The organism is Thermogemmatispora carboxidivorans, from assembly GCF_000702505.1.
Classification (GTDB): Bacteria; Chloroflexota; Ktedonobacteria; order Ktedonobacterales; family Ktedonobacteraceae; genus Thermogemmatispora; species Thermogemmatispora carboxidivorans.
In genome coordinates this window covers 610,650-634,928 of the sequence record NZ_JNIM01000001.1, presented here as the reverse complement: position 1 = coordinate 634,928, position 24,279 = coordinate 610,650, and the positions used below count along the sequence as shown (strand labels likewise).

General features: G+C 59.5%; 16 protein-coding genes. 8 read left to right on the top strand and 8 right to left on the bottom strand.

The features are described 5' to 3' along the window. Window positions 1-36: 36 nt before the first annotated feature. The gene (locus N688_RS02460; RefSeq protein WP_052887802.1) at window positions 37-612 is read right to left on the bottom strand and encodes a tetratricopeptide repeat protein; all 576 of its coding nucleotides are present in this window, start codon (window positions 610-612) and stop codon (window positions 37-39) included. 3 nt (window positions 613-615) lie between these two features. Next, window positions 616-1,851 carry a cation:proton antiporter gene (locus tag N688_RS02455; protein WP_052887801.1) on the bottom strand — a complete coding sequence of 412 codons (1,236 nt, stop codon included), beginning with the start codon at window positions 1,849-1,851 and terminating at the stop codon, window positions 616-618. Window positions 1,852-2,564: 713 nt separating this feature from the next. On the opposite strand from N688_RS02455, the gene N688_RS02450 reads away from it, so the two are divergent. Further along, window positions 2,565-4,076 (top strand): carbohydrate binding domain-containing protein, encoded by a 1,512-nt coding sequence (locus N688_RS02450; RefSeq protein WP_052887800.1) that lies wholly within the window; start codon window positions 2,565-2,567, stop codon window positions 4,074-4,076. Window positions 4,077-4,560: 484 nt separating this feature from the next. Beyond that, entirely contained in the window at window positions 4,561-7,497 is a 2,937-nt protein-coding gene (gene ppc / locus N688_RS02445) for a phosphoenolpyruvate carboxylase (RefSeq protein WP_052887799.1), read from the top strand. 174 nt (window positions 7,498-7,671) lie between these two features. Here ppc and N688_RS02440 read toward each other — a convergent pair whose 3' ends face one another. After that, on the bottom strand, window positions 7,672-8,634 hold the full coding sequence (locus N688_RS02440; RefSeq protein WP_052887798.1) for a TIGR03560 family F420-dependent LLM class oxidoreductase: 963 nt from the start codon (window positions 8,632-8,634) through the stop codon (window positions 7,672-7,674). Window positions 8,635-9,008: 374 nt separating this feature from the next. On the opposite strand from N688_RS02440, the gene N688_RS02435 reads away from it, so the two are divergent. The 4 genes from N688_RS02435 to N688_RS02415 all read left to right on the top strand — a co-directional run bounded on the left by N688_RS02435 (window position 9,009) and on the right by N688_RS02415 (window position 14,924). Beyond that, complete coding sequence (locus N688_RS02435; RefSeq protein ID WP_081838431.1) at window positions 9,009-9,515, top strand: DUF1648 domain-containing protein; 507 nt, start codon at window positions 9,009-9,011, stop codon at window positions 9,513-9,515. 1,319 nt (window positions 9,516-10,834) lie between these two features. Further along, window positions 10,835-12,130: an argininosuccinate synthase gene (argG, locus tag N688_RS02425; protein WP_052887795.1), complete on the top strand. Its 1,296-nt coding sequence runs from the start codon at window positions 10,835-10,837 to the stop codon at window positions 12,128-12,130. Between the two features lie 3 nt (window positions 12,131-12,133). After that, complete coding sequence (gene argH / locus N688_RS02420; protein ID WP_081838430.1) at window positions 12,134-13,591, top strand: argininosuccinate lyase; 1,458 nt, start codon at window positions 12,134-12,136, stop codon at window positions 13,589-13,591. A 1-nt stretch (window position 13,592) separates the two neighbouring features. Then, window positions 13,593-14,924 (top strand): argininosuccinate synthase, encoded by a 1,332-nt coding sequence (locus N688_RS02415; protein ID WP_420341008.1) that lies wholly within the window; start codon window positions 13,593-13,595, stop codon window positions 14,922-14,924. A 107-nt stretch (window positions 14,925-15,031) separates the two neighbouring features. Here N688_RS02415 and N688_RS02410 read toward each other — a convergent pair whose 3' ends face one another. Further along, window positions 15,032-15,937, bottom strand: a complete 906-nt coding sequence (locus N688_RS02410) for an LLM class flavin-dependent oxidoreductase (RefSeq protein ID WP_052887794.1) — start codon at window positions 15,935-15,937, stop codon at window positions 15,032-15,034. A gap of 170 nt (window positions 15,938-16,107) precedes the next feature. Beyond that, the gene (locus tag N688_RS02405; protein WP_052887793.1) at window positions 16,108-17,019 is read right to left on the bottom strand and encodes an LLM class flavin-dependent oxidoreductase; all 912 of its coding nucleotides are present in this window, start codon (window positions 17,017-17,019) and stop codon (window positions 16,108-16,110) included. Window positions 17,020-17,305: 286 nt separating this feature from the next. Between N688_RS02405 and N688_RS02400 the strand changes: the two genes are divergently transcribed. Beyond that, window positions 17,306-17,884: a nitroreductase family protein gene (locus N688_RS02400; protein ID WP_052887792.1), complete on the top strand. Its 579-nt coding sequence runs from the start codon at window positions 17,306-17,308 to the stop codon at window positions 17,882-17,884. 302 nt (window positions 17,885-18,186) lie between these two features. Here the strand turns inward: N688_RS02400 and N688_RS02395 are convergent, their stop codons facing one another. Together N688_RS02395 and N688_RS02390 are read right to left on the bottom strand one after the other, a co-directional pair. Then, a complete protein-coding gene (locus N688_RS02395) occupies window positions 18,187-18,969 on the bottom strand; it encodes a zf-HC2 domain-containing protein (protein ID WP_081838428.1) in 783 nt (260 codons plus the stop codon). 214 nt (window positions 18,970-19,183) lie between these two features. Then, the gene (locus N688_RS02390) at window positions 19,184-19,888 is read right to left on the bottom strand and encodes a hypothetical protein (RefSeq protein WP_052887790.1); all 705 of its coding nucleotides are present in this window, start codon (window positions 19,886-19,888) and stop codon (window positions 19,184-19,186) included. Window positions 19,889-20,939: 1,051 nt separating this feature from the next. On the opposite strand from N688_RS02390, the gene N688_RS02385 reads away from it, so the two are divergent. Continuing rightward, window positions 20,940-21,659 carry a universal stress protein gene (locus N688_RS02385; protein WP_052887789.1) on the top strand — a complete coding sequence of 240 codons (720 nt, stop codon included), beginning with the start codon at window positions 20,940-20,942 and terminating at the stop codon, window positions 21,657-21,659. 195 nt (window positions 21,660-21,854) lie between these two features. Here N688_RS02385 and N688_RS02380 read toward each other — a convergent pair whose 3' ends face one another. Then, the gene (locus N688_RS02380) at window positions 21,855-24,014 is read right to left on the bottom strand and encodes a thioredoxin domain-containing protein (RefSeq protein ID WP_052891343.1); all 2,160 of its coding nucleotides are present in this window, start codon (window positions 24,012-24,014) and stop codon (window positions 21,855-21,857) included. Window positions 24,015-24,279: the final 265 nt, after the last annotated feature.

The window sequence follows — 24,279 nt, the reverse complement described above, 5'->3', positions numbered from 1 at the left end:
CTGGCGATTAGGAATCGCCACAAACATGACCGCTCTTTAGGCCAGAACACGCTTCCTGCGACGCCAGGATGGCGCGAGGAAACGCAGTAGATGGCGAGGATCAGGCGGGTCGCGCAGAACAATGCTCTTGCATTTCTGCCGCGCCTGCGTGAGTAACTGTCTGGCCATTAGGACAACGTGCTCTTTGGCATGATGAGGTCCTTTCAGGCCTTTCTCAAGCATTTCAACCGAGCGATGATAAAAACCCAGACGGAAGTAATACTCGGCGTATTTGATGTGAACAAGGAGATCATGGGGCGCATCCGCTAAGGCTTGATCGAGCTCCTGCTGGGCCTCATTAAGGCGATGGCGCTTCAGGTATTCAACCCCCAGATAGGCACGCGCGATAGCGTAAGTCGGATCGACCGCCAGAGCTTTCTGCAGGGCCTCGATCGCCTGGTCACTGTCATTTTGCTCAAGAGAGGCGACAGCAACTGCAAAGTAAGCCTGGGGACGATCAGGGTGGCTTTCACACGCCCGCTGGAAGTGATTCAGAGCCGCCTCCGGATCACCACGGCGTATGGCCGAGTAGCCTTCATCCAAAAGTATCTGATACTTCATGGATTCCAGCATAGGCTACTCCTCCTCCTCTGCTGTGACCGCTGGCACTGGTGAAGGTGCTCCCGCTAGCCATTGACGAGCTAACAGTAGTGGCTGAGAGAGCCATTGGATGCGTACCGCATAACTCAAGCGTAGGAGCGGCGGGGTAATCATCGTTGTGACCAGGGTAATCAGAATCACTGTGGCATAGAGCGATGGAGATAACAGCCCGGCCTCTAGCCCGAGGGAGGCAGTGATCAGCGCCACCTCTCCACGGGAGATCATTCCCACTCCTACGCGCACAGCATCCAGAAAGGGGAACCGGCAGGCCCAGGCCCCCGAGCCGCATCCAACGATCTTGCTGACAATGGCAATGATCAACAGACCGCCCACCAACAGAGGCGATACCTGCTTTATTGAGGCAATATTTGCATCAATACCGATATTAATGAAGAAGAGGGGAATGAAGAGAGCATAGCCAATCTTCGATATGCCATCATGAACCCACTCGCGCATCTCAGTGCGCGCTATGAGCAGACCAGCAATGTAGGCCCCGGTGATGGCCGCAACACTGCCCAGCTCTTCCGCAGCCCAGGAATAGAGCAGGACAAGCGCCAGCACCATGCCCAGGCGCGCTTCCAGGGCGAGCATACGCGGAAGCAGCCGGGAAAGCCAGGGAAAGCCATAGCGACCAAGGAGATAGGCTATGGGGAAGTAGGCCGCCATCTTCAGAATGGACCAAACTGGATTCTCCCCAAGGGTGAACGCTAAGACCAGCGATAGGACAATCAGCCCCAGCACGTCATCAATCACTGCTGCCCCCAGAATGGTCGTGCCTTCACGCGAGTTCAGGCGCCCCATCTCCTTGAGCGTCTGTGCTGAAATGCTTACACTGGTAGCTGTCAACAGTGTTCCAATAAAGAGGCTCACCGGCAGCGTATGCCCCAGCGCTAAGGCAAAGATCGTTCCTGCAATCAGGGGCACTACTACCCCACAGGCCGCTGACACGAAGGCCGCTCCCTGCACCCGGCGCATCTGCTCCATGTCCGTTTCCAAACCGGCCAGAAACATGAGCATGATGACCCCTAGCGAGGCAAAGGTCGAGAGGATTTCGTTCGGATGCAACCACCCCAGGACCGATGGCCCGGCAATGATCCCAATGGTCAAAATGCCTAAAACGCTAGGGAGCGAGAGCTTCTGACAGATCCAGCTGACACACTTCGCAAGAATCAGTAAGCAGGCTAGCAGCAGCAGAAATGAGGTAACAGACATGCTGTAACAACTCCCCTTTCCAGGTAACGTGCTCACCTTCGAGGAGACTTCCAGGGTTCTCGGCGCTGAGGGCTCTCTTCTCTGTGCAGACCTCCCAACCTCCAACTCAGCCATTTCACCATCCCAAAGGCCCTAAAGGGGTACATCGCAATCGTTGCGCTTCTATTTCTGAAGTATAGGAATTCTCACCCCCCTTGCATACAGGCAAAACCTCCGAAGAGAACCCGCGAAACTTTGTGCACATTGCATAATCCCCTTCCATGTGGACTATACATCTTGACATATGATCCATCTCCCGCTACCCTCTCGTTTAGAGGGGAGTGCTTCCCTCTGAGCGTTCAGATCGCCTTTTGGATAACCTGGCACAGGCCTTTGTCTTGAGTGCACCAGGGGGGATCACGATGCTTCTCTGTCGCTTTGTTATCAAGGCGCAACTGCTGATATACACTGGCAACTCGCCCGTGAGACGGTGTCGGTGAGAGGGCAGCTCTACAGACGCTGTGCCAGCTCCACGATGAGGCACTCAATCAGCAGGAGGTGAGCGATGTCTGACCTTCCCTCGACCCTTCGAGCTGACCTCGGGTCGGGCAGTCAGGCGCAAGGCAGCCTTGTGCCCTTCTCTGCTGCTCTTTGGATCGCATGGCTGCGGTCTTCTTCTCTCTCGTTCGTCTGGTTCCGTTCTGATCGATGCATGATGCAACAAAGGAGCAACGATGCAGCAAAGATTACCGCGTCCTATCGTTTTCGTTGTCCTCTCGCTCTTTCTGGCCGTCGCTCTCTTTGCCGGCTGGCAGCTGCGCCAGAGTCGGCCAGCGCAGGCCGCCGGCTTTCCAGCCCATTACTTCGCTCCCTACGTGGATACAAGTCTGTATCCAACGTTCCAGTTGACGCAGACGGCCCAGCAGATCGGGGTGAAGTTCTATACGCTGGCCTTCATTATTAATGGCGGCGGTAGCTGCCAGGCCGAGTGGAATGGAACGACGCCCGTCAATCAGGGTTTCTTGCAGAGCGATCTCAGCAATCTGCGCGCTCTGGGCGGCGATGTCATTGTCTCGTTTGGCGGCGCCAATGGCATCGAGCTGGCTCAGGCTTGTAGCAGCGTCAGTAGCCTCCAGGCACAGTACCAGGCCGTGGTGACGAACTATCAGCTGAGGCGCGTCGATTTCGATATCGAGGGGGCGGCTATTGCCGACTCGGCCTCGGTCGATCGGCGCAACAAGGCTATTGCGGCTCTGCAGGCGGCCAATCCGGGCCTGGCCGTCTCGTACACGCTGCCAGTGATGCCCTCGGGACTGACACAGGATGGGGTGAATCTCTTGCAGAACGCCATTGCGAACGGGGTCAATGTGGGGATGGTCAATATCATGGCAATGGATTATGGCAGCTCTGCCCCTCCCAATCAGATGGGGCAAAATGCCATCAGCGCCGCTCAGAGCACCTTCAATCAGCTCAAGAGCCTTTACCCCAACAAGTCGAACGCGCAGCTATGGGCTATGCTCGGAGTGACGCCAATGATTGGTTTAAATGATGTCTCGCCCGAGGTCTTTACGCTCCAGGACGCCCAGCAGCTGCTGAGTTTCGCTCAGCAGAATGGCCTGGGGGAGCTGGCAATGTGGTCAGCTGGCCGCGACCAGTCTTGTCCCAACAATGGGGCCTATGTTTCGCCAACGTGCAGCGGTATTCAGCAGCAGCCTTTTGATTTCTCGAAGCTCTTGAATCAGTTTACCGGCGGCAGCACCTCGAATCCCACGCCCACGCCAACGTCTCAGCCGGCGACGCCTACCCCTACCCCTGGAAGGACCCCAACCCCGACGGCCACGAATCCTACTCCAACCCCAAGCGGGGGCAATCTGGTAGCCAATCCTGGCTTCGAAAGCGGCTCACTCTCATCCTGGAGCTGCGACGCCGGCGATCGCGTGGTGACCTCTCCTGTTCATAGCGGCTCCTACGCTTTGCAGATGGCACCGAGTAATTCGACAACTGGCCAGTGCACGCAGACGATCAGTGTGCAGCCAAACCATACCTACACGCTGAGCGCCTATGTGAACGGTCCCTATGCCTATTTGGGCATCAATGGCGGAGCCAGTAACTGGACGAGCAGTACGAGCTATACATTGCTGTCGGTCACGTTTACGACCGGCTCCTCGACGACCAGTGTGACGATTTATGTTCACGGCTGGTACGCCCAGGGCACGGTTTACGTGGATGATGTGTCGCTGCGCTAGTCGCTGTTGGCAGACTCAGCTCGCCTGAAAGAGGCCGGCAGTCAGGGCTTCCTCCTGGCTGTCGGTTGCTTTTTGGGGAGTGGTGGGCTCGCTCGCTGGTCAAGGTTGCCAGCCAGCTCAAGGTTTCTCTTCCATTCTCCCGTCTGGCGGCCCGCAAGAAGCACGACTATTCGCGCGCTGATGTGCTACAATTGCTAATGACGGCGCAATGATGAGCCTCCCACAAGGATCGTTGACCGCACCGCTGATGAGGGCTTCTGCAACGCCGATCGTTTTGCTCGCCTTCCTTCTCGCAATTTCCATAATGGATAAGGGATTGCCACCTGGCTGGCAGCTCCGTCAATGTTGCCCCCTTAGCAGGCAAGCAGCGGAAAGCTGGTCAGGCTGCCTGGGCAGCGCAGGAAGAGCCAGCAGGGACAGGATCAACCACTACGCTAGCAGAGCAGGGTTTTGCATGTGAGCGCTTGGAAAAGGATGCTTCTCTATGTCTGAGCAAGAACGCCGTCAGGAGAAAGATGCTCCCTTGCGCCGCGATATCCGCATGCTCGGCGATGCGCTGGGACGCGCCATTCAGCAGCACGGGGGGAGTGAGGTGTTTGAGACGGTGGAACACCTCCGCCGCAGCTGCAAGCGCCTGCGCGATTATGCCGAGCAGCTTGCACATGCTGAGGGAGCGGAAGCGGAACAATTGCAGCGTGAGATTGAGGCACTGGATGCCGACATTATGCGGGTCGTGGAAGGCTGCGATTTGCGCATGGCCATCGATGTGATTCGCGCCTTCACGATCTACTTCCACCTGGTCAACACAGCTGAGCAGTACCACCGCATTCGCCGCCGCCGTGAGCATGAGAACAGCCCAGAGCCAACGCCGCAGCGCGGCTCGATGGCTGCCTTGATCCAATTTTTCGAGCAACACGGCGTCGACCGCGAGATTCTGCGATCACTCTTGGAACGCCTCTCGATCGAGCTGGTCTTCACTGCTCATCCAACTGAGGCCACTCGCCGTACGCTGATTATCAAGTCGCGTCAGGTGGCTGATCTTCTGGATGCTTACGATCGGGAGTACGGTCACCTGCTCGGTCGCCCTCAGCGCCCCTGGCCACGCCAGCGTGAGCTGGAGAGCACACTTGCTTTGCTCTGGCGCACCGATGCTGTCCGTCATGTGCGCCCGCAGCCGGTGGATGAGGTGAAGATGGGCATCTATTATCTCGACGAGATTATCTACGAGGCCCTGCCTGAACTCTACGCGGAGTTCGAGCAGCTGCTTGAACGACACTACCCCGATCTCGATCTGCGCCTCCCTCCTTTCTTGCGAATCGGCTCCTGGATCGGCGGCGATCAGGATGGCAATCCAAATGTTGGGCCGGAGACCTTGCTACAGGCCCTGCGCTTGCAACGCGCGAGCTTGCTGACTCACTACCGCCGCTCGATCGAAGCTCTGGCACGTGAGTATTCGCAGTCGATTAACTATAGCACAGTGACTGAGGAGCTGCGCCGCTCGATCGAGGAGGACGCCGCTCTCCTGCCAGACTACGATCGCGAGCTGGGTGAGCAGACACGCCTGGAGCCATATCGGCGCAAGCTGTCGTTTATGTGGAAGCGCCTGGGGGCAACCCTGGCGGCGATGGTCCCCTCCCAGACGGAGGAAGCCGGTGAGTCGGCCTTAACCTCGCCTGCACCGCGCATGGTAGCTTACCGCGACGCCGAGGAGCTTCTGACCGATCTGCGCCTGGTCTACGAGAGCTTGCTGGCCGATGGCGAGCGCGAGGTGGCCAATGGGGCCCTGGCTCGCCTGATCCGTCAGGTGGAGCTGTTCGGGTTCCATTTCGCCGCGCTCGATGTGCGCCAACATAGCGAGCGCCATGCTCAGGCACTCTCGGAGCTGCTGCGCGTGACAGGCCTGGCGGAAACGTTGGCCGCTGGCACCGATGGAGCACCCGCCCGAGATTATCTGGAGCTGAATGAGGAGGAGCGCATTCAGTTGCTGGAGCGCTTGCTCCGCGATCCGCGCGTTTTGCCACGGCGGGGCCTGCAGTTGAGCCGGGAAACAGCCACGGTGCTGGGAACCTTCGAGGCCATTCGTCAGGCACGGGAGGAGTTCGGTCCGCGGGCGGTGACCTGCTATATCATTAGTATGGCCCGCACGCTCAGCGATCTGCTGGAGGTGCAGTTTTTCTGCAAGGAGGCCGGCATTAGCGGCTTGCCGATCGTGCCGCTCTTTGAGACGATCGCCGATCTGCGCGGCTGCGCAACGATCATGGAGACGGCCTTCCGCTTCCCGCTCTATCGTCAGTGGGTGAGCGGTCATGGCGATAAGCAGCAGATCATGCTCGGCTATTCCGATAGCAGTAAGGACGGCGGGATGCTCACCTCGGGCTGGGAGCTGTATCAGGCTCAGCAGCGCCTGGCAGCACTGGGGGAGCGCTACGGGATCGGGATCACGATCTTTCATGGGCGCGGCGGGGCCATTGGACGCGGCGGCGGCCCTATCTACGAGGCCATTCTGGGCCAGCCTCCGGGAACGGTCAACGGACGCATCCGCATCACCGAGCAGGGTGAGATGCTCTCGTTTAAGTACGGATTGCATGAGATTGCCCTGCGCAATATGGAGCTGGTGGTGGCCGGAGTGATCGAGTCCAGCCTTCCCCAGGCTCAGCACCACGAGGAGTCGCCGCGCTGGGTTCAGATCATGGATCGGCTCTCGCTGAGCGCCTATCAGCGCTACCGCCGCCTGATCTATGAGGATCGCGAGTTTCTGTCGTTCTTCGAGCAGGCGACGCCAATCCTTGAACTCGGCTGGCTCAATATCGGCTCGCGCCCGGCGCGCCGCACGAGCGGGCGCAATATTGAGGAGCTGCGCGCCATCCCCTGGGTCTTCTCCTGGATGCAGAGCCGCTATGTGCTGCCAAGCTGGTACGGGATCGGGGGGGCGCTCGAGGAGTTTGTGCAGGCCGAGCCAGAGGGCCTCCATGAGTTGCAGGAGATGTATCGCTCCTGGCCCTTCATGCGCGCTTTTCTCGATAATTTACAGATGACGCTCTCAAAGGCAGACATGCATATCGCGCGCCACTATGCGACCCTGGTGGCTGACGAGCAGCTGCGCCGACGCATCTCTGCGGAGATTGAGGCGGAGTACGAGCGTACGTGTAGCTGGCTGCTGCGTATCGTGGGAGGCAAGGCCCTGCTTGATAATTCGCCGGTTCTGCAGCGCTCGATCCGTCTGCGCAATCCTTACGTGGACCCGCTGAGCTACTTCCAGGTGGTTTTGCTCCGCCGCCTGCGGGCCTTGGGCGGGCCGCTGGATCTGAGCAAGGCAGAGCAACAGGAGGCCGGCGAACAGGAGCGCGAGCGGGCACGTCTGACCTACGCTGTGCTCTTGACCATCAATGGCATTGCCGCTGGCCTGCGCAATACCGGCTAGTGGTCTACCTCCCCCTTCAGCAGGCGCAGACCCGTAAAGCGAGGCGAGGCGAGGCGAGACAAGACGCAGAAAGGGATGGGGCCCATCTCAGTGGTCTCATCCCTTCTTGTGCTGCTCTGCCTGTCTATGCTATGTGACCATCCGCCTTGCTGCCTGGGGGCCTACGCCTGCCAGCTAGACAAAAGGCAGGACTGTCTCGGCGAAGTCGCGCAGGCCATCGATGTCATCAAGGTAGAACCACTGCAGCATCAGTTCTTGAACGCCGGCCTGACCGTAGCGTCTGATCTGGGCAATAGCCATGTCGGGCGTGCCGACGATGGTGCGATTCTGGGCCTGCACTCGCTCCAGGATCTCCTGCGAGGAGAGGGGGGCATAGCTGGGATCGTAGTGGCGCCACCAGTCCAGGCGCTGATAGAGATCCTCGCGCGTGCGCCCGAAGAAGAGCGAGGTCATCATGGTGCGCTGCACGCTCGCTGGCGGGCGTCCTGCTTCCTGCAGCAGTTGATCAAGAAAGGCAGACAGTTCACGAAACTGCTCGGGTGAGAGAAAGCCGGCGTTCCAGATGTCAGCGTAGCGCGCTGCCAGCGGCAGCGTGCGTTTGCGTCCGCCGCCGCCGATCATGATGGGCGGCCCACCAGGTCGCTGCGGACGGGGCAGGAGCTGCGCCTCGCGGAGCTGGTAGAAGCTGCCGTTGAAGGTGACTGGCTGTTCGGAGCGCAGCAGGAGGGCGGTGACCTCGAGGGCCTCGGCAAAGCGGGCCATGCGCGTGCGCATATCACCCAGGTTGAGCCCGAACATGGTATGCTCGCGCTCCTGCCAGCCAGCTCCTACGCCGAAGATGAAGCGTCCCCCACTCAGGTCGTCGAGAGCAATCGCCTGGCGCGTTAACATGACGGGATGGTGAAAGGAGACCGGCGAGACAAGGGGGCCAAAATGGAGGCGCCGGGTATGATCGGCAGCATAGGCCAGCGAGACAATGGTTTCCAGGGCCTCACGGTCGGGCGGCACGGGATCGGTGAAGTGATCGGAGCGGAAGAGGCCAGCATAGCCCAGACCTTCGATGGCCTCCACCAGACGCTTCCAGCGGGGCCAGGTCAGACCCGTCTGTCCCTCGATCTGAATGGAAATAGCGACCATTGTGAAACGCTTCTCCCTCCTGACGGAGCTATCTCTCGGCAGGGTTGCCTCCATCACCAATCAGAGCACCCCGCCCTGTCTGCTACCAGTATGACACAGCGCTCCGCAGGGGCACAAGCGCCAACATTGCACCGTCAGTATCTCCACTCGCCGGGGTTGACCTCGCTGCCAGGCATATGGTATTTTTGGAATTGATGTACGAATTACTACAAGTGAATAGAACAGCTGTCAGATCGGCTCTGAGCGATAGCACCGATCAATTTTGCAGGGAGAGGTATACAATGGTACCTCATGCTGGGCTGCGACTTCTGACAGCTTTCGCGGCGCAACGCTAGTTCAGTAAGGATGAGCGTTTCAACGAGTTGGAGCACTCCATGCACGCGAGAAAAGGGCGTCCTGTGGTTCGTTTACCACTTTCCCCTCTCGAAATAGGGATAGAGGTTGTTGCCCTGGTCAGTATTGCCTTGAACATTTACCTGACGGTGCAGGCCTGGGGTACATTGCCGGCACGCATCCCCGGCCATTTCAACCTCGCGGGCCAGCCTGATGCCTATACTAACAAAGCCGATCTTCTCTACTATCCCATTTTCTCGACTATTGCCTACATTTTTATGACTCTCTTGTCACGCATCCCACAGTTTTTCAATTATCCCTGGGCCATTACCGAAGAGAACGCAGCTCGGCAGTACCGCTTAGCGCGAGGGCTGATCAACTGGCTCAAACTCTTGCTGATCTGGATACTGGTCTATGCCGAATGGCTTACGATAGAGGTGGCGACCAAGCAGGCGACGGGTCCCGGAGCCCTGGGGTTCATCGGTCTGGTACTCTGCATGCTGCTTTCAACGGCGGTGTATATCGTAGTGGCCAGGCGCGCCCGATAGGCAGCCAACAACGGCAGAGGGCCAGCTCTCCCACGGCTAAGGTTTGGGAGACCCGGCGTCAGGGAAGGATTGGAAGGAACACACGGAGAAGCATTCTACCCATGTCGAAGGCTTGTCCGCAGCGAACCCCGTAGAAGAAGTGGCCCTGAGTGCTGCCGCGCAACAATGGCAGGCCAAGACGAAGGGAAGCGCCACCTTTTTCTTTATGGTATGCTCCGCTAGCACAGAAGTCCTGTGCCCACCAGGCAGAAACTTGCGCAATCCCGATAGTCTCTGTATACTAGTCTGGGTAGGGTGTTCAGCCTCTGGGAATAGAGGCTAGCATCAAGAGCGAAAACGAGAGCAGGGGAAGCCTCAGTGAGAGGTAGTGGAGGATGACAGCAGCGAAGCGCATCGCTGGCTGGAGGGCCGTCTGGGCGTGGGTCTTGCTGACAGAGTCGCAAGCTGCGATCTGGATGAGCATCACTCACTTCAGCATTGCGTCCCCGAAAGCCGCCAGGGGTCCGCAGCTCGCATAAGCAACTCCCCTCTCTGCACTGTCTCCTGCGACATCCTCGTTCTCGGCACCCAGAGCCGAGCTGACAGCAGTTCGCTTCACTTGCCGTAATCTACAAATCAAGGCTGAAAAGAGATATGCCTGCAGGTCATTGCTCACAGGCATCTCCCTTTTCCATCAGCAGCAAGACACCGCGGTACCGCCCCTGGCAGATAAGGTGCGCCAGACTGTCGGGCAAGCAGCCGAGAGAGGCCACTATTCCACCAGGGCAGGTGTCCACGCCGCCCAAGCGACAATCGAATATGGGCTTGCTGATAGCTGGCCCGCGTTGAGCGAACGTAGTACAGAGGAAGCGGCCAACAGCGATCCGATGATTGGTGAGAGTTCGGAAGGACACGCCCTCTGGAACGCCTTCGTGAGCGGCTGGCCGAAGAAAGTTCGTGATGCGCTCAAGGCCGGGTCCGTCCTGGCTTAGGGTAGAGAGGAGAGCGGGAGCAGGGGCACATCACGGGCAAGTAGGATCAGGTGGGTGGTTCCCACGCAGCGCAATAACCGTAAAGAGCGGTCACCGTGCATGCTCCTCACAGCGGTGTGAGCAGCATCCAACAGGAGAGAGCTGGTCTTCTCTCTCCGGCGCTAGGCAGCGGCTGGTGACAATAAGGGTGGCACCACGGGTGTAGGTGCAAGCGAGTCCTCAATCCCATCTCGCCTTTGCCTACTCTCGTCCCTTCAGGTTTCCAGGACAGGAAGGGGCGAGGGTTTTTTGATGCCTGTTCGCTCCTTCCCAGGACATCTTCCTTAGACCTTGAAGGAGTGTTGCACGATGACGACCAGCAATCAGCAACAGCAGACCGACAAGCAGAGTGCCCTTGCAGTCGCCCTGCAGAAGATCGAGGCGGTAGAGGTGCCCCAGGGAAAGAGTATCGCCCTGGCTTACTCCGGTGGCCTCGATTCGTCGCTCTGCGTCAAGCTCTCCCAGCTCAAGTACAAGGCGCGGGCCTTGTATGCCATCAACGTTGATGTTGGTCAGGGACAGGATGAGATCGAGATGGCGGTCCAGCGCGCGGTCCAGTTGGGTATTCAGCCGATTACGATCGATGCCAGGAAGGAATTCACCGAGCAGTGGCTGACAAAAGCCATCCAGGCCAACTCGGACTACAATGGCTATCCTGTCTCGACTTCGATGACGCGCCAGCTGATCGCCGCCAAGGTAGCTCAGAAGGCCCTGGAGCTGGGTTGCGATGCCTTGATGGAGGGTTCCAGCGGCAAAGGCAACGACCAGTACCGCATGCATAACGTCTTTAGCCTCTTCGCTCCCGGCCTGGCGATCTTTGTGCCGGTGCGCGATTTCGACCTGACGCGCAGCGAGGAGGGGCTGCTAATGGAGCACTACGGCGTTCCAATCGAGGAGATCATTGTTGGCGGCGATGACAAGACGATGTGGTGCCGTTCGATCGCCAGCGGCGGGATCGATCTGGATACCGAGCTGCCCGATTCGATCTGGATGTGGCTGACTCCCCCTCAGAAGGCCCCGGATAAGCCGACGATGATCAAGCTGACCTGGCGCAATGGCCTGCCGGTCGCCCTGGACGGCCATGAGCTGCCGCTCGATGAGATGATCGAGCGGTTGAATGTACTCGGTGGGGCCAATGGAATCGGCAAGATCGACCTCTTCGAGGATGGCATCATGGGCCTCAAGTCCCGCGAGATCTATGAGGCTCCCGCGGCCACCATCCTGCTGAAGGTCCATCGTGACCTGGAACAGTTCTGTTTGACAAAGGAGGAGATTCAGCTGAAGCGCCCACTCGATGCTTACTGGGCACGCCTGGTCTATCACGGCGAGTGGTTCCATCCTCTGAAGCAGGCTATCGACGCCTTTATCGCTGAGACTCAGAAGGTGGTGAACGGCGAGTATACGCTCCAGCTCTATAAGGGGAACGTTGATATTGTGGCGCGCAAGGCTGAAGGCGGTCTCTTCTTCCCCGATGTGCGCTCTATCAAGAGCGCCAGCTTCAATCAGAAGGAGTGCGCCGCTGTGGCCCATATTCGCGGCCTGCCTTATGAGCTGATCTCGCGCCGCAACAAGAATCTGGGGTTCAGTCCCGTGGGAGGGATCTGATTCATGCCGAAACTCTGGCAGAAAACCTACCGTGTGAATGAGCAGGTCGAGCGCTTCGAGGCGGCGCAGAATAGCGCTCTCGATAGCCGCCTTGTGCGTCACGATGTCTGGGGATCGCTGGCGCATGCGGCCATGCTCACCAAAATCGGCGTGCTGACGGAGGATGAGCACAGGGCCTTGAAAGAGGCCCTGTGTGACATCCTCCACCTGGCCGAAACGGGACAGTTTACGATCACGCCCAGCGATGAGGACGTACATACGCGCGTCGAGAACTACCTGGCAGAGGTGGCCGGGGCCGCCGGCAAGAAGATCCACATGGCGCGCTCGCGCAATGATCAGGTGCTGGTTGACCTGCGCCTCTATGCTAAGGAGCAGCTGCACGGGATTGCCAATTCGCTGCTGACGCTGGTGGAAACGCTCTGGCACTTCGCCAGCGCCCATACCGATGTGCCGATGCCCGGCTATACCCATATGCAGCGGGCCATGCTCTCATCGGTGGCCCTGTGGGCCGGCGCCTTCGCCGAGGCTCTGCTTGACGATGAGCAGCTGTTGAGCGCCGCTTACAGCCTGAACGACCAGTCGCCACTTGGCTCCGCTGCCGGCTACGGGGTGCCGCTCGCTATCGATCGCCAGTACACTGCTGAGCTGCTGGGCTTCGCCCGTGTGCAGCATAATGTGATCTATGTCCAGAATAGCCGCGGCAAAGTAGAGGCGGCCATTGTCCAGGCCCTGGCCCAGATCATGCTGGACCTGAGTAAGCTGGCTCAGGACATTCTGCTGTTCACAACGGCGGAATATAATTTCTTCCACGTACCCCAGGAACTCTGTACGGGCAGCAGCATTATGCCCCAGAAACGCAATCTGGGGGTGATGGAGCTGGTACGCGCCCGCACTCAGACGGTGTTGGCTCTTCAACAGCAGATTCTGGGCATTGTCACCGGTCTGCCCTCGGGCTACAATATGGACTATCAGGAGACCAAGCGCCCCTTTATGGAAGCGCTGGATGTGGTGCGTGAGTGCCTGGAGATTTCTACGCTGGTGGTGGGGTCATTGGAGGTAAATGTCGACCGCCTGGTTGCTGCCTGCACGTTCGAACTCTTCGCCACCGATCGCGCCTACGAGCTAACGCGCACCGCCAACCTGCCGTTTCGCGATGCCTATCGGATTGTGGGAGCCGAGGTCACAGCGCAGCTTGATCGCCATGAAGCGCTGCCAACGGAGAGCCGCGAGCAGTTGGTCGAGCGCCTCAAGAAGCGCAATCACCTGGGCGGAGCCGGGAATCTCGGTCTGGAGCAGCTTGCTCAACGGCTGACCGCAGCCCGGACGGCCTGGCAGGAACGCACCACCACGTTTGAAATAGCGATCCGGCGCCTGATAGACTCAGAACAGGATGACCAGGGCAGCCAGGATAGCCCCGCCTCGGCGCCGGGCGAGATTCAGTCTGAGCATGGGAGGGCTTAAGCTGATGGCTACTGCGGTTCTCGCCTACTCCGGCGGTCTGGATACCTCCGTGGCGATCCGCTGGATTAAGGAGAAATACGATCTGGATGTGATCGCGCTAACGATAGATGTCGGCAACGACCGCGACCTGCCAAGTATCGCACGCCGCGCGGAACAGATTGGAGCGGTGAAGGCGATTGTGGTGGACGCGCGGGCTGACTTTGTGCGCTATTTTGTCTGGCCCGCCCTGCAGGCCGGCGCGATTTATGAGGGCCAGTATCCGCTGGCAACCGCTCTGGCCCGTCCTTTAATTGCTCGCCTGCTGGTAGAGGTAGCCCGCGCCGAGGGGGCGGTCGCCGTGGCTCATGGCTGTACTGGCAAGGGCAATGACCAGGTGCGCTTCGATGTCTCGATCGCGGCACTGGCCCCTGATCTGAAGATCATCGCTCCCGTGCGTGAGTGGAGCATGACGCGCGACAGCGAGATCGCCTACGCTGCCGAGCACAATATTCCGATTCCAGTAACGAACGCCAGCCCCTACTCAATCGATCAGAATCTCTGGGGGCGCAGCATCGAGTGTGGTGCGCTGGAAGATCCCTGGCAGGAGCCGCCGGAGGATGTCTATGCCTGGACAACCAGCCCCTGGCTCTTTGGGCGTCCGGGCGGTCCACCTATCCCTGAGCCAACCTATATCGAGCTGACCTTCGAGCACGGCATTCCAGTGGCTCTGAACGGCGAGGAGATCGATGGAGTGACCTTGATCGAGACGCTCAATCCTCTGGCTGGGAAGTACGGGATCGGACGCATCGATCACGTCGAGAATCGCCTGGTGGGCATTAAGTCGCGCGAGATCTACGAGGCGCCCGCGGCGGTGGTCCTCCATGCCGCGCACAAGGCTCTGGAGAGCCTGACGCTCAGCCGGGATCAGCTGCGCTTCAAGGAGCTGGTTTCTGCCGAATACGCGCGCCTGATCTACAATGGGCAGTGGTACAGCGCCCTCCATCAGGATCTGGCCGCTTATGTGCAGAGTACGCAGCGCTTTGTGAGCGGCAAGGTGCGCGTGAAGCTGGCGCCGGGTCAGTTCACGGTGGTCGGACGGCAGTCCGAGCATTCGCTCTATAGCCACAGCCTGGCCACCTATGATACGGGTGATCAGTTCGATCACAACGCCGCCATCGGCTTTATTAAGCTGTGGGGCCTACCGTTGCAGACCCAGGCCCAGGCCCAGCTTCTCCCTTCGCTCGGTGTCGAGGGGAACTTGCTGAAAGGCGTTGAGGGCAACCTTCTGGAGAAAGGGCCGGCCCACACCGCTCCCTCCCCTTCCTCTTCAGCCTCAGCAGAAAGACCGGGCTGAACACAGGTAGAGAGCAGACACAGCCAGCCACGACTTTGGTGAGTCGTGGCTGGCTGGCTACCTTGCGCGTCTCGGTGGCCGGAGGCCGTCCTATGCCTGGCACCTGGCTAGGGAGTGTTGAGGGCCGCGCGAACGCCGGGGATAACCTCGGCAGCGAAGCGCTGGATCTGATGCAGGCGATCCTCCACAGGCCAGTAGATGAAGGTATCCATCCCCACTTCGCGCACCAGACGCGCTAGCTCTGTAATCCAGTCCTGGGGGCCTCCGCGGAAGACACCGCGCTCCCAGCCGGGGCCGCTATCAGTGATCTGGCCGATGATATTGTAGATACGTCGAATAGCTCGCGGCGAGCGTCCTGCTTGCTGGGCGGCCTCGTCAATCTGGCGTTGCATGGCCGGTAGTTGCTCGGGGGCCGCATAGGTGCTGCTGGGAATCCAGCCGTCGGCCAGGCGCCCGGTGAGACGCAGCATGCGCGGACGATAGGCCCCTAGCCAGATGCCGATCGGATGGAGCGGACGCGGACCGGGGCGCGTTCCCAGAGCGCTGTAGTAGCGCCCTTGAAAGTGAAGGCTGCGCTCTCCGCTCCAGAAGCGGTGTATGAGCTGTACTGCTTCCTCCAGGGCAGTCACTGCTTCGCCAGCCCGGCGCCTTGGTCCTCCCATCGCAACAATGCCGTCAGCGAAAGCGCCAGCGCCTAGCCCCAGTTCAATCCGGCCACCGCTGAGAACATCAAGGGAGGCAACGGCTTTGGCCAACATCAACGGAGGACGCAGCGGTAGGTTAGCAACATTAGGGAAGAAGCGCACACGCTGTGTGGCCTGCACCAGTGTGGCAATGAGCGTCCAGGTATCGAGGAAGCCCGCATTGTACGGGTGATCCTGAATACCGATGAGATCAAAGCCGGCCTCTTCCACGGCGTGGGTAAGTTCCAGAGGCCAGCGCGGATCGTCCGCAGTAGGATCAACATTGGCGCCAAAGAGAATAGGGCGCAACGCACTCTTAGGGGTTTCCATTGGCCTTGCTCCTTCTTTCTCATCCGCTTGCTTCCCCTTGCGCGCTCGTCAGTGGTGCAAAAGATGGGAGCAATGAGGGTTCCAGGTCGTCATCTGGCCGCCAGCCAGCCAGCAAGAGAGAAGAGCCCAGGGAGACCATGTCAGGATAGTGATCACCAAGGCGATGGTACTCAGACGGTTGCGCTCCCTGGGCGAAAGCGCGGCAAAACCTGGCGCGCCAGCAGCTCGACGGTCTGCAGATCCTCTAGTTTCGAGCTTCCCAGCATAAAGGTGGTGATGCCCAGGTCGAGATAGGCCTGAATCTGCTCGGCGATTTGGTCCGGCGTACCAAGCAGCCCCCGACCTTGCAGTCTGGCCGCTTCTTCTGGAGAAGGAACACAGATGCAGCGCCCGAACCAGCTCCGCTCGATCTGGCTGGGATCACGCCCGAGCTGTTGACACGCGCGCTCGAAGGTCGCTAGCCGTTGGCGATAGGCTTCGGGCCTGACCCAGGCAGCATTCCAGCCATCAGCATAGCGAGCCACAATGTGGAGCAGGTGCGGACCCAGACCACCGACAATGATAGGCGGCACCGGTTCTGGTTTTGGCTCACAATAGGCGCTGCGAACAGCATAATGGCGCCCCTCAAAGGTTGCCTGCCTCTCGTTCCAGAGCGCCTTGACAACCTGAAGGGTCTCCTCAAGCTGCTCGAGGCGGATTCTCGGGCCGGGAAAAGAATAGTTGTAGGCCCGATACTCTTCCTCATGCCAGCCTGCGCCGATGCCCAGCAAGAAACGCCCTCCACTCAGATACTGCAAGGTGGCCCCCATTTTGGCCAGCAAGGCGGGATTGCGAAAAGACTGACAGAGGACCATGTGGCCAATGCGATACCGCGGGTAAAGCGCCGCAAGATAGGTCAGCGCTGTCCACGCCTCTAGAACAGGTGAATCGCCAAACTGCAGATGATCAGTGAACCACAGCGAGTCGATCCGATCACCCACCAGCGCAACCTGCTCTCGCGCGATCTCCAGAAAGCGGCTCGGCTCCATGCCGCGCGTCGGCCCGGCGTTGAGAACCCAGCCAAAATGTACTGCTGTCATCATGGCTCGCTTTCACTTTGATCTTCGCTGTTTGCCTCCATTGTATCCTTCGGGCAGCAGCATGACAAGGCATAGCAGGCTACACGAAAATCACTACGCTCGCCAGAGAGAGCCTCGCAGCCGGGGACGTCTCCTTGGCTGCCTATGAATGAGACAGGCAGTCAGAAGAAAGGGCGCTGTCACAGCCTGTGAGGCCGCTTGAGAGCGAAAGTCCTCCTTGAGTAACAGGACCGCATGGGGTATAGTATACGGAACATCATCATCGCACTTTATAAGGGTGAACATCGACATGCTGGTGTTTGAAACGATCCGCCGACGGCGTAGCATCAGCAAGATGAGCGAGCGCCGTCCGACGCGGGTCCAGATCGAGCGCATGCTGGAGGCGGCGACCCACGCCCCCAATCACCATAGAGTCGAGCCTTGGAAATTCATCGTCTTTAGCGGTGCTGCCCGCCAGGAATTGGGGGAGGCAATGGCTCAGGCACTGGCGCTGCGCCTGAGTCAGGGGAAGGATGAAAAGATACGGGCCTTGATCGAGAAGGAACGCCAGAAGCCCTTACGTGCCCCAGTAGTGATCGTAGTAGCAGCGGAGGCTCCTCAGCGCTCCGAGGTGCGCGCCATTGAAAATATCGAGGCGGTGGCCGCCGCTGTTCAGAATATGCTGCTGACCGCTGAGGAGCAGGGCCTGGCCACCATGTGGCGCACCGGCGAAGCGGCCTATGACCCCCAGGTCAAAGCCTGGCTTGGCCTGGCCCCCGAGGATGAGATTGTGGCCTTTCTCTATGTCGGCTATCCAGCCCTCTCGCCACCGGAACGGATTCCAACCGATTACCGGCAGAAGACACGCTGGCTGGGCGACCTGGAGTAGGCTCCCCAGCGGAAAGACCAGCAGCGAAGAGAACACGTCAGGAGCGCGCTGCCCTCTCCACAGAAAAGCGGCAAGCGAACAACAAGCCCTTGCAGGGCCTTTGCTCTGGTAAGAGGAGCTACCACCTGTCCAACGGCGCCGGTTGGGACCTGGGGAAAAATCCCCGGCCTGACGCGGGTCCGTTCGGTCCACCTTGGGGTCAGCGGCTTTTCGCGCCTCCCCAGGCAAGCAGCAGGTCGCGCCTGGTTTGTCCCAAGTCCGGCGCCATTGTCGTTCAGCAGCTTTCGCTGCTCTGTCAAGCCTTAGCTCCAGATCACTCTACAACCGTCGATCTGCAATTCCTCAATCACCAGATCTCGCTCACGTAGATGCAAGAGCAGCATATAGCGCCCAGGGGGCACAGTGGGGAAGGTCAGCATTCCTCGGTTGTCTATCTCGGCTGTCAGCCGGAGCAGAGCAGTGTCTGCCGCCGCTCGTTCGGCTGGCTTTTTCCGCACGGTCTTGAGGGGTTGTAACACCGCCTGGCGACCTTCGAAAGCCGCGCCGCCAAGAGGGGCATTGACGCAGCTGAGCTGGCCGTAGACGGCACAGCGCCCCGCACTTGAAGATGAGATATGCAGCACCAGCTCAAACTCTTCGCTATGGTAGTACCGCGGCCATGCTGCCGATGGGCGCCCATCAGGCAGCCCATGCCAAGCCTGCCGCCCGGTAGGTGTTGTTGCCAGGCGGAGGAAAGAAGGCGCCAGGGTCGTAGGTGTCAGCGGATCAGCCATGAAGCGCCTGGTAACAGCCACTTCTTCGGCGCAGAGTGGACACTCTTGCACGTGAGCAGCAATCTGACGCTGCTCCTCTCCACTAAGGAGACCAGCACAGTAGAAGCTAAGGCGCTGGCCATCAGGACATTGACTACGGTAGAGTTGCGCCAGTAAGTGATGAGAGAGCGACTGAAACTGCATAAGGCGCCGTTGGCAAATCATGCATGCGTGTAAGTGTCGCACTACCTCGGGAGCCAGGCCCTCCTCGCCGAAGGCCAGCATGATCAGCTCCTCAGCTTCAGGAGCAAACTGATCTCTGCAATCCATCATTTGTTTCCTTCACCTGGCAGCATGGCATGCAACGATGCCTAAACGCAGGCAGGTTCTTCCTCCTTCTGAGGATACTCCTTTCGCTAAATCAACGTTTCAGGTGCGGCTTTTTACACATGGCCTTCTTCCACCCCTTTCCAGCTGCCATCTCTCCTTCCGCACCGCCTGGCTCCTGGGGCAAGGAGCCGACCATCGATCTGACCGAGGGCTAGGGCTAATGCACGCTGAGCCTCCAACGTAGCTGATCAGCTTGACGCAACAGGCGCTCGACGATGTTGCGTCTTAGGCGATAAACTTCCTGAACGCTGTGGAATTCCTGCGAGCAGTAGCGGACAACCTCTCGTGGCTTCAGGCCACAATGGAAGAGCAGATAGGCAAGATACTGCTCCCGCCGCTGAGGCAGCAGACTCTTGAGGATCTCCCAAAGCTCGCCACCGTCATCCCCGTCCTCGCTCACTGATACTCCTTCGTAGCCCGGCGTCGAGAGAGAAGCCTCGCGTGGCCGGGCATATGTACGCAAAGTGTCCATGATGGCCCCGTTGAGGCTGGCCCGCAGATAGCTCAGAGCCGCCGCCAGGGAAGTAAATTGGAGATCTTGCTTGAAAGCTGTCGCCTGCCAGAATCGCTCAAAAGCCTGAGCAATATAGTTCTCTTCGCTATCAAGGCGAATGGCGATCTCTCGCTTAGGGTGCCGGCGTATCCAAGCGCGGACAAGGTCGGAAAACCGGTCTTGAAGCAGCGCCCAGGCCTGTTGGTCACCTTCCAAAATGGCGCGTTGGAAGATCTCCAGCCCATAACGCTCTTCCGCCAGCCTTTGCTCGGCTTCTCTGTTGCTCATCGCTTCGGCTCCCCCGGCGTCAACCTCAGTCGGCAGGGCCAGCTCCAGGACGCTTGAGAATTGTTCAGTCTGCATGCCCATCGCTCTCAACCTGCTTTCTTCCTTCAATGCCTTCGCTTACACAGAGATGGTCTTGTTCCTCCGCTCGTTGGCAGAACCGTTACCCATCCATCTTCAGATAGACGCTATTTACAAGCTGATCTCCAATTTTTTATTGGTATGGGACAGAATTATATGTTCATAACGACAGCTCCCCCACCACCTACCTTGCCCGGCAGGCGTAGGGAACATTTGTGGAACAATGCACTGGGCGACCGGGCTTCCCCCTGGGCCCAGTCTGTCGCTCTGGCTCATGGCGGAGATCACTCCTTGACAGGATTCAGCTGCTTCAAGGATCTGAACTCTGCTATAGAAGCGGCTTGAACTCTTGTGGCTCCTTTAAAAACCAGCTATACTATCGTATAGAGAGTGTACGGTCCCTTCTCTGGACAGGCTATGTCGCAGCTAACCAGCTCAGTGTGAACTACTCCACAAAAGCGATGGCGGGGTAGAGCAAGCCGAGGTATGCGGGTAGCGCCGACAAGGAAGGAACCGCCGATGGCGCTCTCTTCCCAGCCGCTTCGATTGTCTGTCTTGTCTGTCTGCCGCTTTCTAAGCCAGGTACGGCTCGCGAAGGAGGCGCGGCTGAGAATGAGTGGTCAGACAGTGACGGTGTTCACTAAGCGTCGTATTCCTCTTACTTCGATCACCTGTTAGACAGGCCTCCAGCGAAAAGAGCGTCGAACCCGGCCAGGAAGCTGGCCGTCAGAAGGAGGCAGGAAGGAAGGCAAAAGGGACTACCTGCTGAGGTGGATAGGAGAAGGCAAGCGCTGGGCAATGGGGGAGAGATGAGAGAGGGACCCTATCACGCCAGGCAGGCGAATCCGTCAGTAACCAGCTGGCTAGCCAACCGCGGTGCAAGGCGCTCTCTGCCCCATGTCCTCGGGAAGAGCATTTCTCTGGCGAGAGACGCAGTAGACCATACCAGTTCAGCCCGACGCCGGATGTCCGGGCATTCATCCCCGCTCAGTGAGAAACCGAACCCAGAAGATGGGGTGGCCATCTTCGGGTGACCTTCGGGAGTACGGTAGCCATGAACAGGCACATCTTGCTTGGTATCGATCCCGCGATCTCTCCGGCCACCAGGCAGGCAATCACGAAAGTCAGAGAGCTGGTTGAGCAGGCTCCCGCTTTTCACGTGATTCTCCTGACGGTCATTCCTATCCCCTATACTGCTTCCCCTTCCCTCGGCATGTATGTTGGCCAGATCCAGCCCCTGCCCATCACCACCGAACAGCGCAGCGAGGCTGAGGAGGTGCTCAAGCGCGCCCGCCTTGAATTCCAAAAATATGCCATCTCCTCCGAGCGTATCGAGATGATGATCCGCGTCGGCGAGCCGGCTGGTGAAATCGTCAGGGCTGCGCGTGAGCTGGGCGCCGACCTGATCGTCGTCGGAAGTCGCGGTGAGGGCTTGCGCCACAAGCTGCGCCGCTTGCTGGTTGGCAGTATTTCCCGCCGCGTGTTAGCCCTTGCCCCCTGCCCCGTGATGATCGTGATGGCCCCACCAATTGCCCGCCCCGGCGATCTGGTGGCCTGGTATCGCAAGGCTCTGACCGCTTATCTGGAGGAGCATACTGGCGCCCTGGCCGTTTTCACTCCCCAGGAGGTAGCCACCATGTTTCTGCCGGCCAACAAGAAGAAGGCCGGTAGAAAGGAGATTGCTGCGGCCACGCTTGCGCTTGAACATCTCGTCAACAGTGGCCGGCTCTGCCGTCATGAGGTGAAAGGCCAGCTGCGTTATGTCAATGACTAAGGCCATCAGCGGCGTCTTGCCGCTGCGGGCTCTGGCCCCAGCCTCACCTCATCTCAGCCCATCCTGAGTCTGCCCGACCGCCGGTGACCCTGGCCCCATCTTCATCAGGATACGCTGCAGGCCCAGCGGACCAGCTTCCTCTCTGCCGATCCGCTGGGTCTGTCTCTCTCTCTCTGCGCTTACCTTGAGCGTCGGCTAGCGGTCCAGATCACCAAGCTGGGCCTGCAGCGCCTCGGCTGTTGTCGCCGGCGCCTGACAGGCAAAATGCTGACAGACGTAGGCTGTCGCCCGTCCGTTCTGCTGAGGCCGCTCGGCCAGGAGCGGAATGAGAGCGGCGGCACGCTCCTGCGCGCTGCCGGGTGCAACACAGGCCAGGACGCTGTTGGGTCGATAGCGACGGTTGACCACAGCCAGGAGAGCCGCGGTCCCTTCCGCCTGCGGATCTCCAATGATGGCAATCTCACGCCCAGGCGAGAGGGCAAAGTCCAGCGCACCCAGCACATGCCCGAAGGCATGCGGATGCTGGGTCATAATATCAGCCAGGGCTTGCAGATAGCTCTCAGCCGCCTGGCGATAGCGTTCTTCTCCTGTGAAGGCCGCCAACCGTAATAGCACTTCCGCCGCAACGCTGTTGCCCGCCGGCGTGGCGTTGTCCATGATCTCTTTGGGCCGGCTGATCAGGGCCTCCTGATCGCTGCCAGTGTCGAAGAAGCCACCATTCTCGCTATCAGCAAAGAGGCTCAGGGCTTCCTCCATCAGGCTGCGCGCTTCACTGAACCAGCGCAGCTCGAAGCTGGCTTCGTAGAGGGCCAGCAGACCATCCGCCAGAAAGGCATAGTCCTCCAGATAGCCAGCCAGATGGGCCCGTCCATCCTTCCAGGTACGCTGCAGGCGCCCATCTTTGCGCAGCGCCGTCAGCAGAAAGTCAGCATTGCGCTCGGCTACGTGCCGGTAATCGCTACGCCCGAGATAGCGCGCGGCTTCGGCGAAGCTGCGCAGCATCAGCCCATTCCAGGCCGTCAGAACCTTCTCATCGCGTCCCGGCCTGACGCGCTGCTCCCGTGCCGCCAAGAGGAGCGCGCGGCCCTTCTCCAGAGCCTGCTCCAGACGCTCTCGACTGACCCCGAGACGCTCAGCCATCCGCTGGGCATCAGGCTCGGGCACGTGGAGAATGTTCTTGCCTTCAAAGTTGCCGCGCGGGGTCACGCCATACCAGGCCATGAAGAGGTCCCCATCCTCGCCAGGCAGTAGGCGGGCAATCTCCTCGGCCTGCCAGAGATAGAACTTGCCTTCTTCCCCTTCGCTGTCTGCGTCCTGGGTCGAGTAGAAGCCCCCCTCCGGCGCCGTCATCTCGCGCATGACGTAGTCTAGGGTCTCTTCGGCAATGCGCCGGTAGAAGGGATTGCCTGTAACCAGATAGGCATGCAGGTAGAGGCGGCTGAGCAGGGCGTTGTCGTAGAGCATCTTTTCGAAATGGGGCACCAGCCAGCGGGCATCAACCGAGTAGCGATGAAAGCCGCCACCAAGCTGGTCGTAGATGCCGCCACAGGCCATGCGCTGCAGGGTCTGCTCAACCATCTCCAGCTCTGAGCGTTCCCCCTCTTTGGCTGCTGGCAGCTCGCCGGCGGCGCGGTGCAGGTGGACACGTAGCAGGAACTCCAGCGCCATGCTGTTGGGAAACTTGGGAGCGCCGCCGAAGCCGCCGTTGGTGGGATCAAATTCGGCAGCCAGTTCGCGCGCCGCGTTGGCCAGTTGCTCAAGCTGCGGCAGAACCTGCCCTTGCCCGCGGCGCAAGAGGGGCGCGCTGCTCCGCTCGCGCAGGTATTCGACCAGACGCTCGGCCTGCTCTTCAACTTCCTGGCGCCGATTCTGATAGGCGTCGACAATGGTCAACAACACTCGCGGGAACCCGGCCATCACCTGCCCGCCGTAGCGCCGATCCTCGGGCGGGAAATAGGTTCCACCAAAAAAGGGCCTGCCGTCCGGCGTCAGAAAGACGCTGAGGGGCCAGCCTCCCTGACCGGTCAGCGCCTGGACGGCCTGCATGTAAATGGCGTCAAGATCGGGCCGCTCCTCACGGTCAACTTTGATCGGCACAAAGTAACGGTTGATGAGGGCCGCAATCTCTGCGTTTTCGAAGGATTCGCGCTCCATGACGTGACACCAGTGGCAGGCGGAGTAGCCGATGCTGAGAAAAATGGGCTTGTCTTCCTGTCTGGCTTTGTGAAGGGCTTCCTCCCCCCAGGGATACCAGTCCACCGGGTTGTGTGCGTGCTGCAGCAGATAGGGACTCGTCTCGTGAATGAGCCGATTGGTATGCTGAGCGCCTTGCGGCGCGCCGCTTGCTTCTGTCATGCTGCCTCCCGAGCAGATGCTCGCTTTGCTTTTCAAGAACAGTCTCTTTTCTCCTTTAGATGTCCATTGTACGACATCAGGGGAGGGATCTGCGCCTGATAGTCGATCGTTATGAGTTTACTTCGCCGGCAAAGCTACGCAGGAATTTGTGACGGCGGGCGGCCAGGTAGGAGCAGATCAGCTTTATTGAGCTTTCCCTCTCCCCTTGACTTTCTTGCTCCAGCGGACTATACTCTTATCAGAATTTTGTGACCATTTTTATTTA

Coding starts and splice junctions, on each gene's coding strand:
- N688_RS02460 (WP_052887802.1), bottom strand. CDS start 612: ATGCTGGAATCCATGAAGTATCAGATACTTTTGGATGAAGGCTACTCG.
- N688_RS02455 (WP_052887801.1), bottom strand. CDS start 1,851: ATGTCTGTTACCTCATTTCTGCTGCTGCTAGCCTGCTTACTGATTCTT.
- N688_RS02450 (WP_052887800.1), top strand. CDS start 2,565: ATGCAGCAAAGATTACCGCGTCCTATCGTTTTCGTTGTCCTCTCGCTC.
- ppc (WP_052887799.1), top strand. CDS start 4,561: ATGTCTGAGCAAGAACGCCGTCAGGAGAAAGATGCTCCCTTGCGCCGC.
- N688_RS02440 (WP_052887798.1), bottom strand. CDS start 8,634: ATGGTCGCTATTTCCATTCAGATCGAGGGACAGACGGGTCTGACCTGG.
- N688_RS02435 (WP_081838431.1), top strand. CDS start 9,009: ATGCACGCGAGAAAAGGGCGTCCTGTGGTTCGTTTACCACTTTCCCCT.
- argG (WP_052887795.1), top strand. CDS start 10,835: ATGACGACCAGCAATCAGCAACAGCAGACCGACAAGCAGAGTGCCCTT.
- argH (WP_081838430.1), top strand. CDS start 12,134: ATGCCGAAACTCTGGCAGAAAACCTACCGTGTGAATGAGCAGGTCGAG.
- N688_RS02410 (WP_052887794.1), bottom strand. CDS start 15,937: ATGGAAACCCCTAAGAGTGCGTTGCGCCCTATTCTCTTTGGCGCCAAT.
- N688_RS02405 (WP_052887793.1), bottom strand. CDS start 17,019: ATGATGACAGCAGTACATTTTGGCTGGGTTCTCAACGCCGGGCCGACG.
- N688_RS02400 (WP_052887792.1), top strand. CDS start 17,306: ATGCTGGTGTTTGAAACGATCCGCCGACGGCGTAGCATCAGCAAGATG.
- N688_RS02395 (WP_081838428.1), bottom strand. CDS start 18,969: ATGATGGATTGCAGAGATCAGTTTGCTCCTGAAGCTGAGGAGCTGATC.
- N688_RS02390 (WP_052887790.1), bottom strand. CDS start 19,888: ATGGGCATGCAGACTGAACAATTCTCAAGCGTCCTGGAGCTGGCCCTG.
- N688_RS02385 (WP_052887789.1), top strand. CDS start 20,940: ATGAACAGGCACATCTTGCTTGGTATCGATCCCGCGATCTCTCCGGCC.
- N688_RS02380 (WP_052891343.1), bottom strand. CDS start 24,014: ATGACAGAAGCAAGCGGCGCGCCGCAAGGCGCTCAGCATACCAATCGG.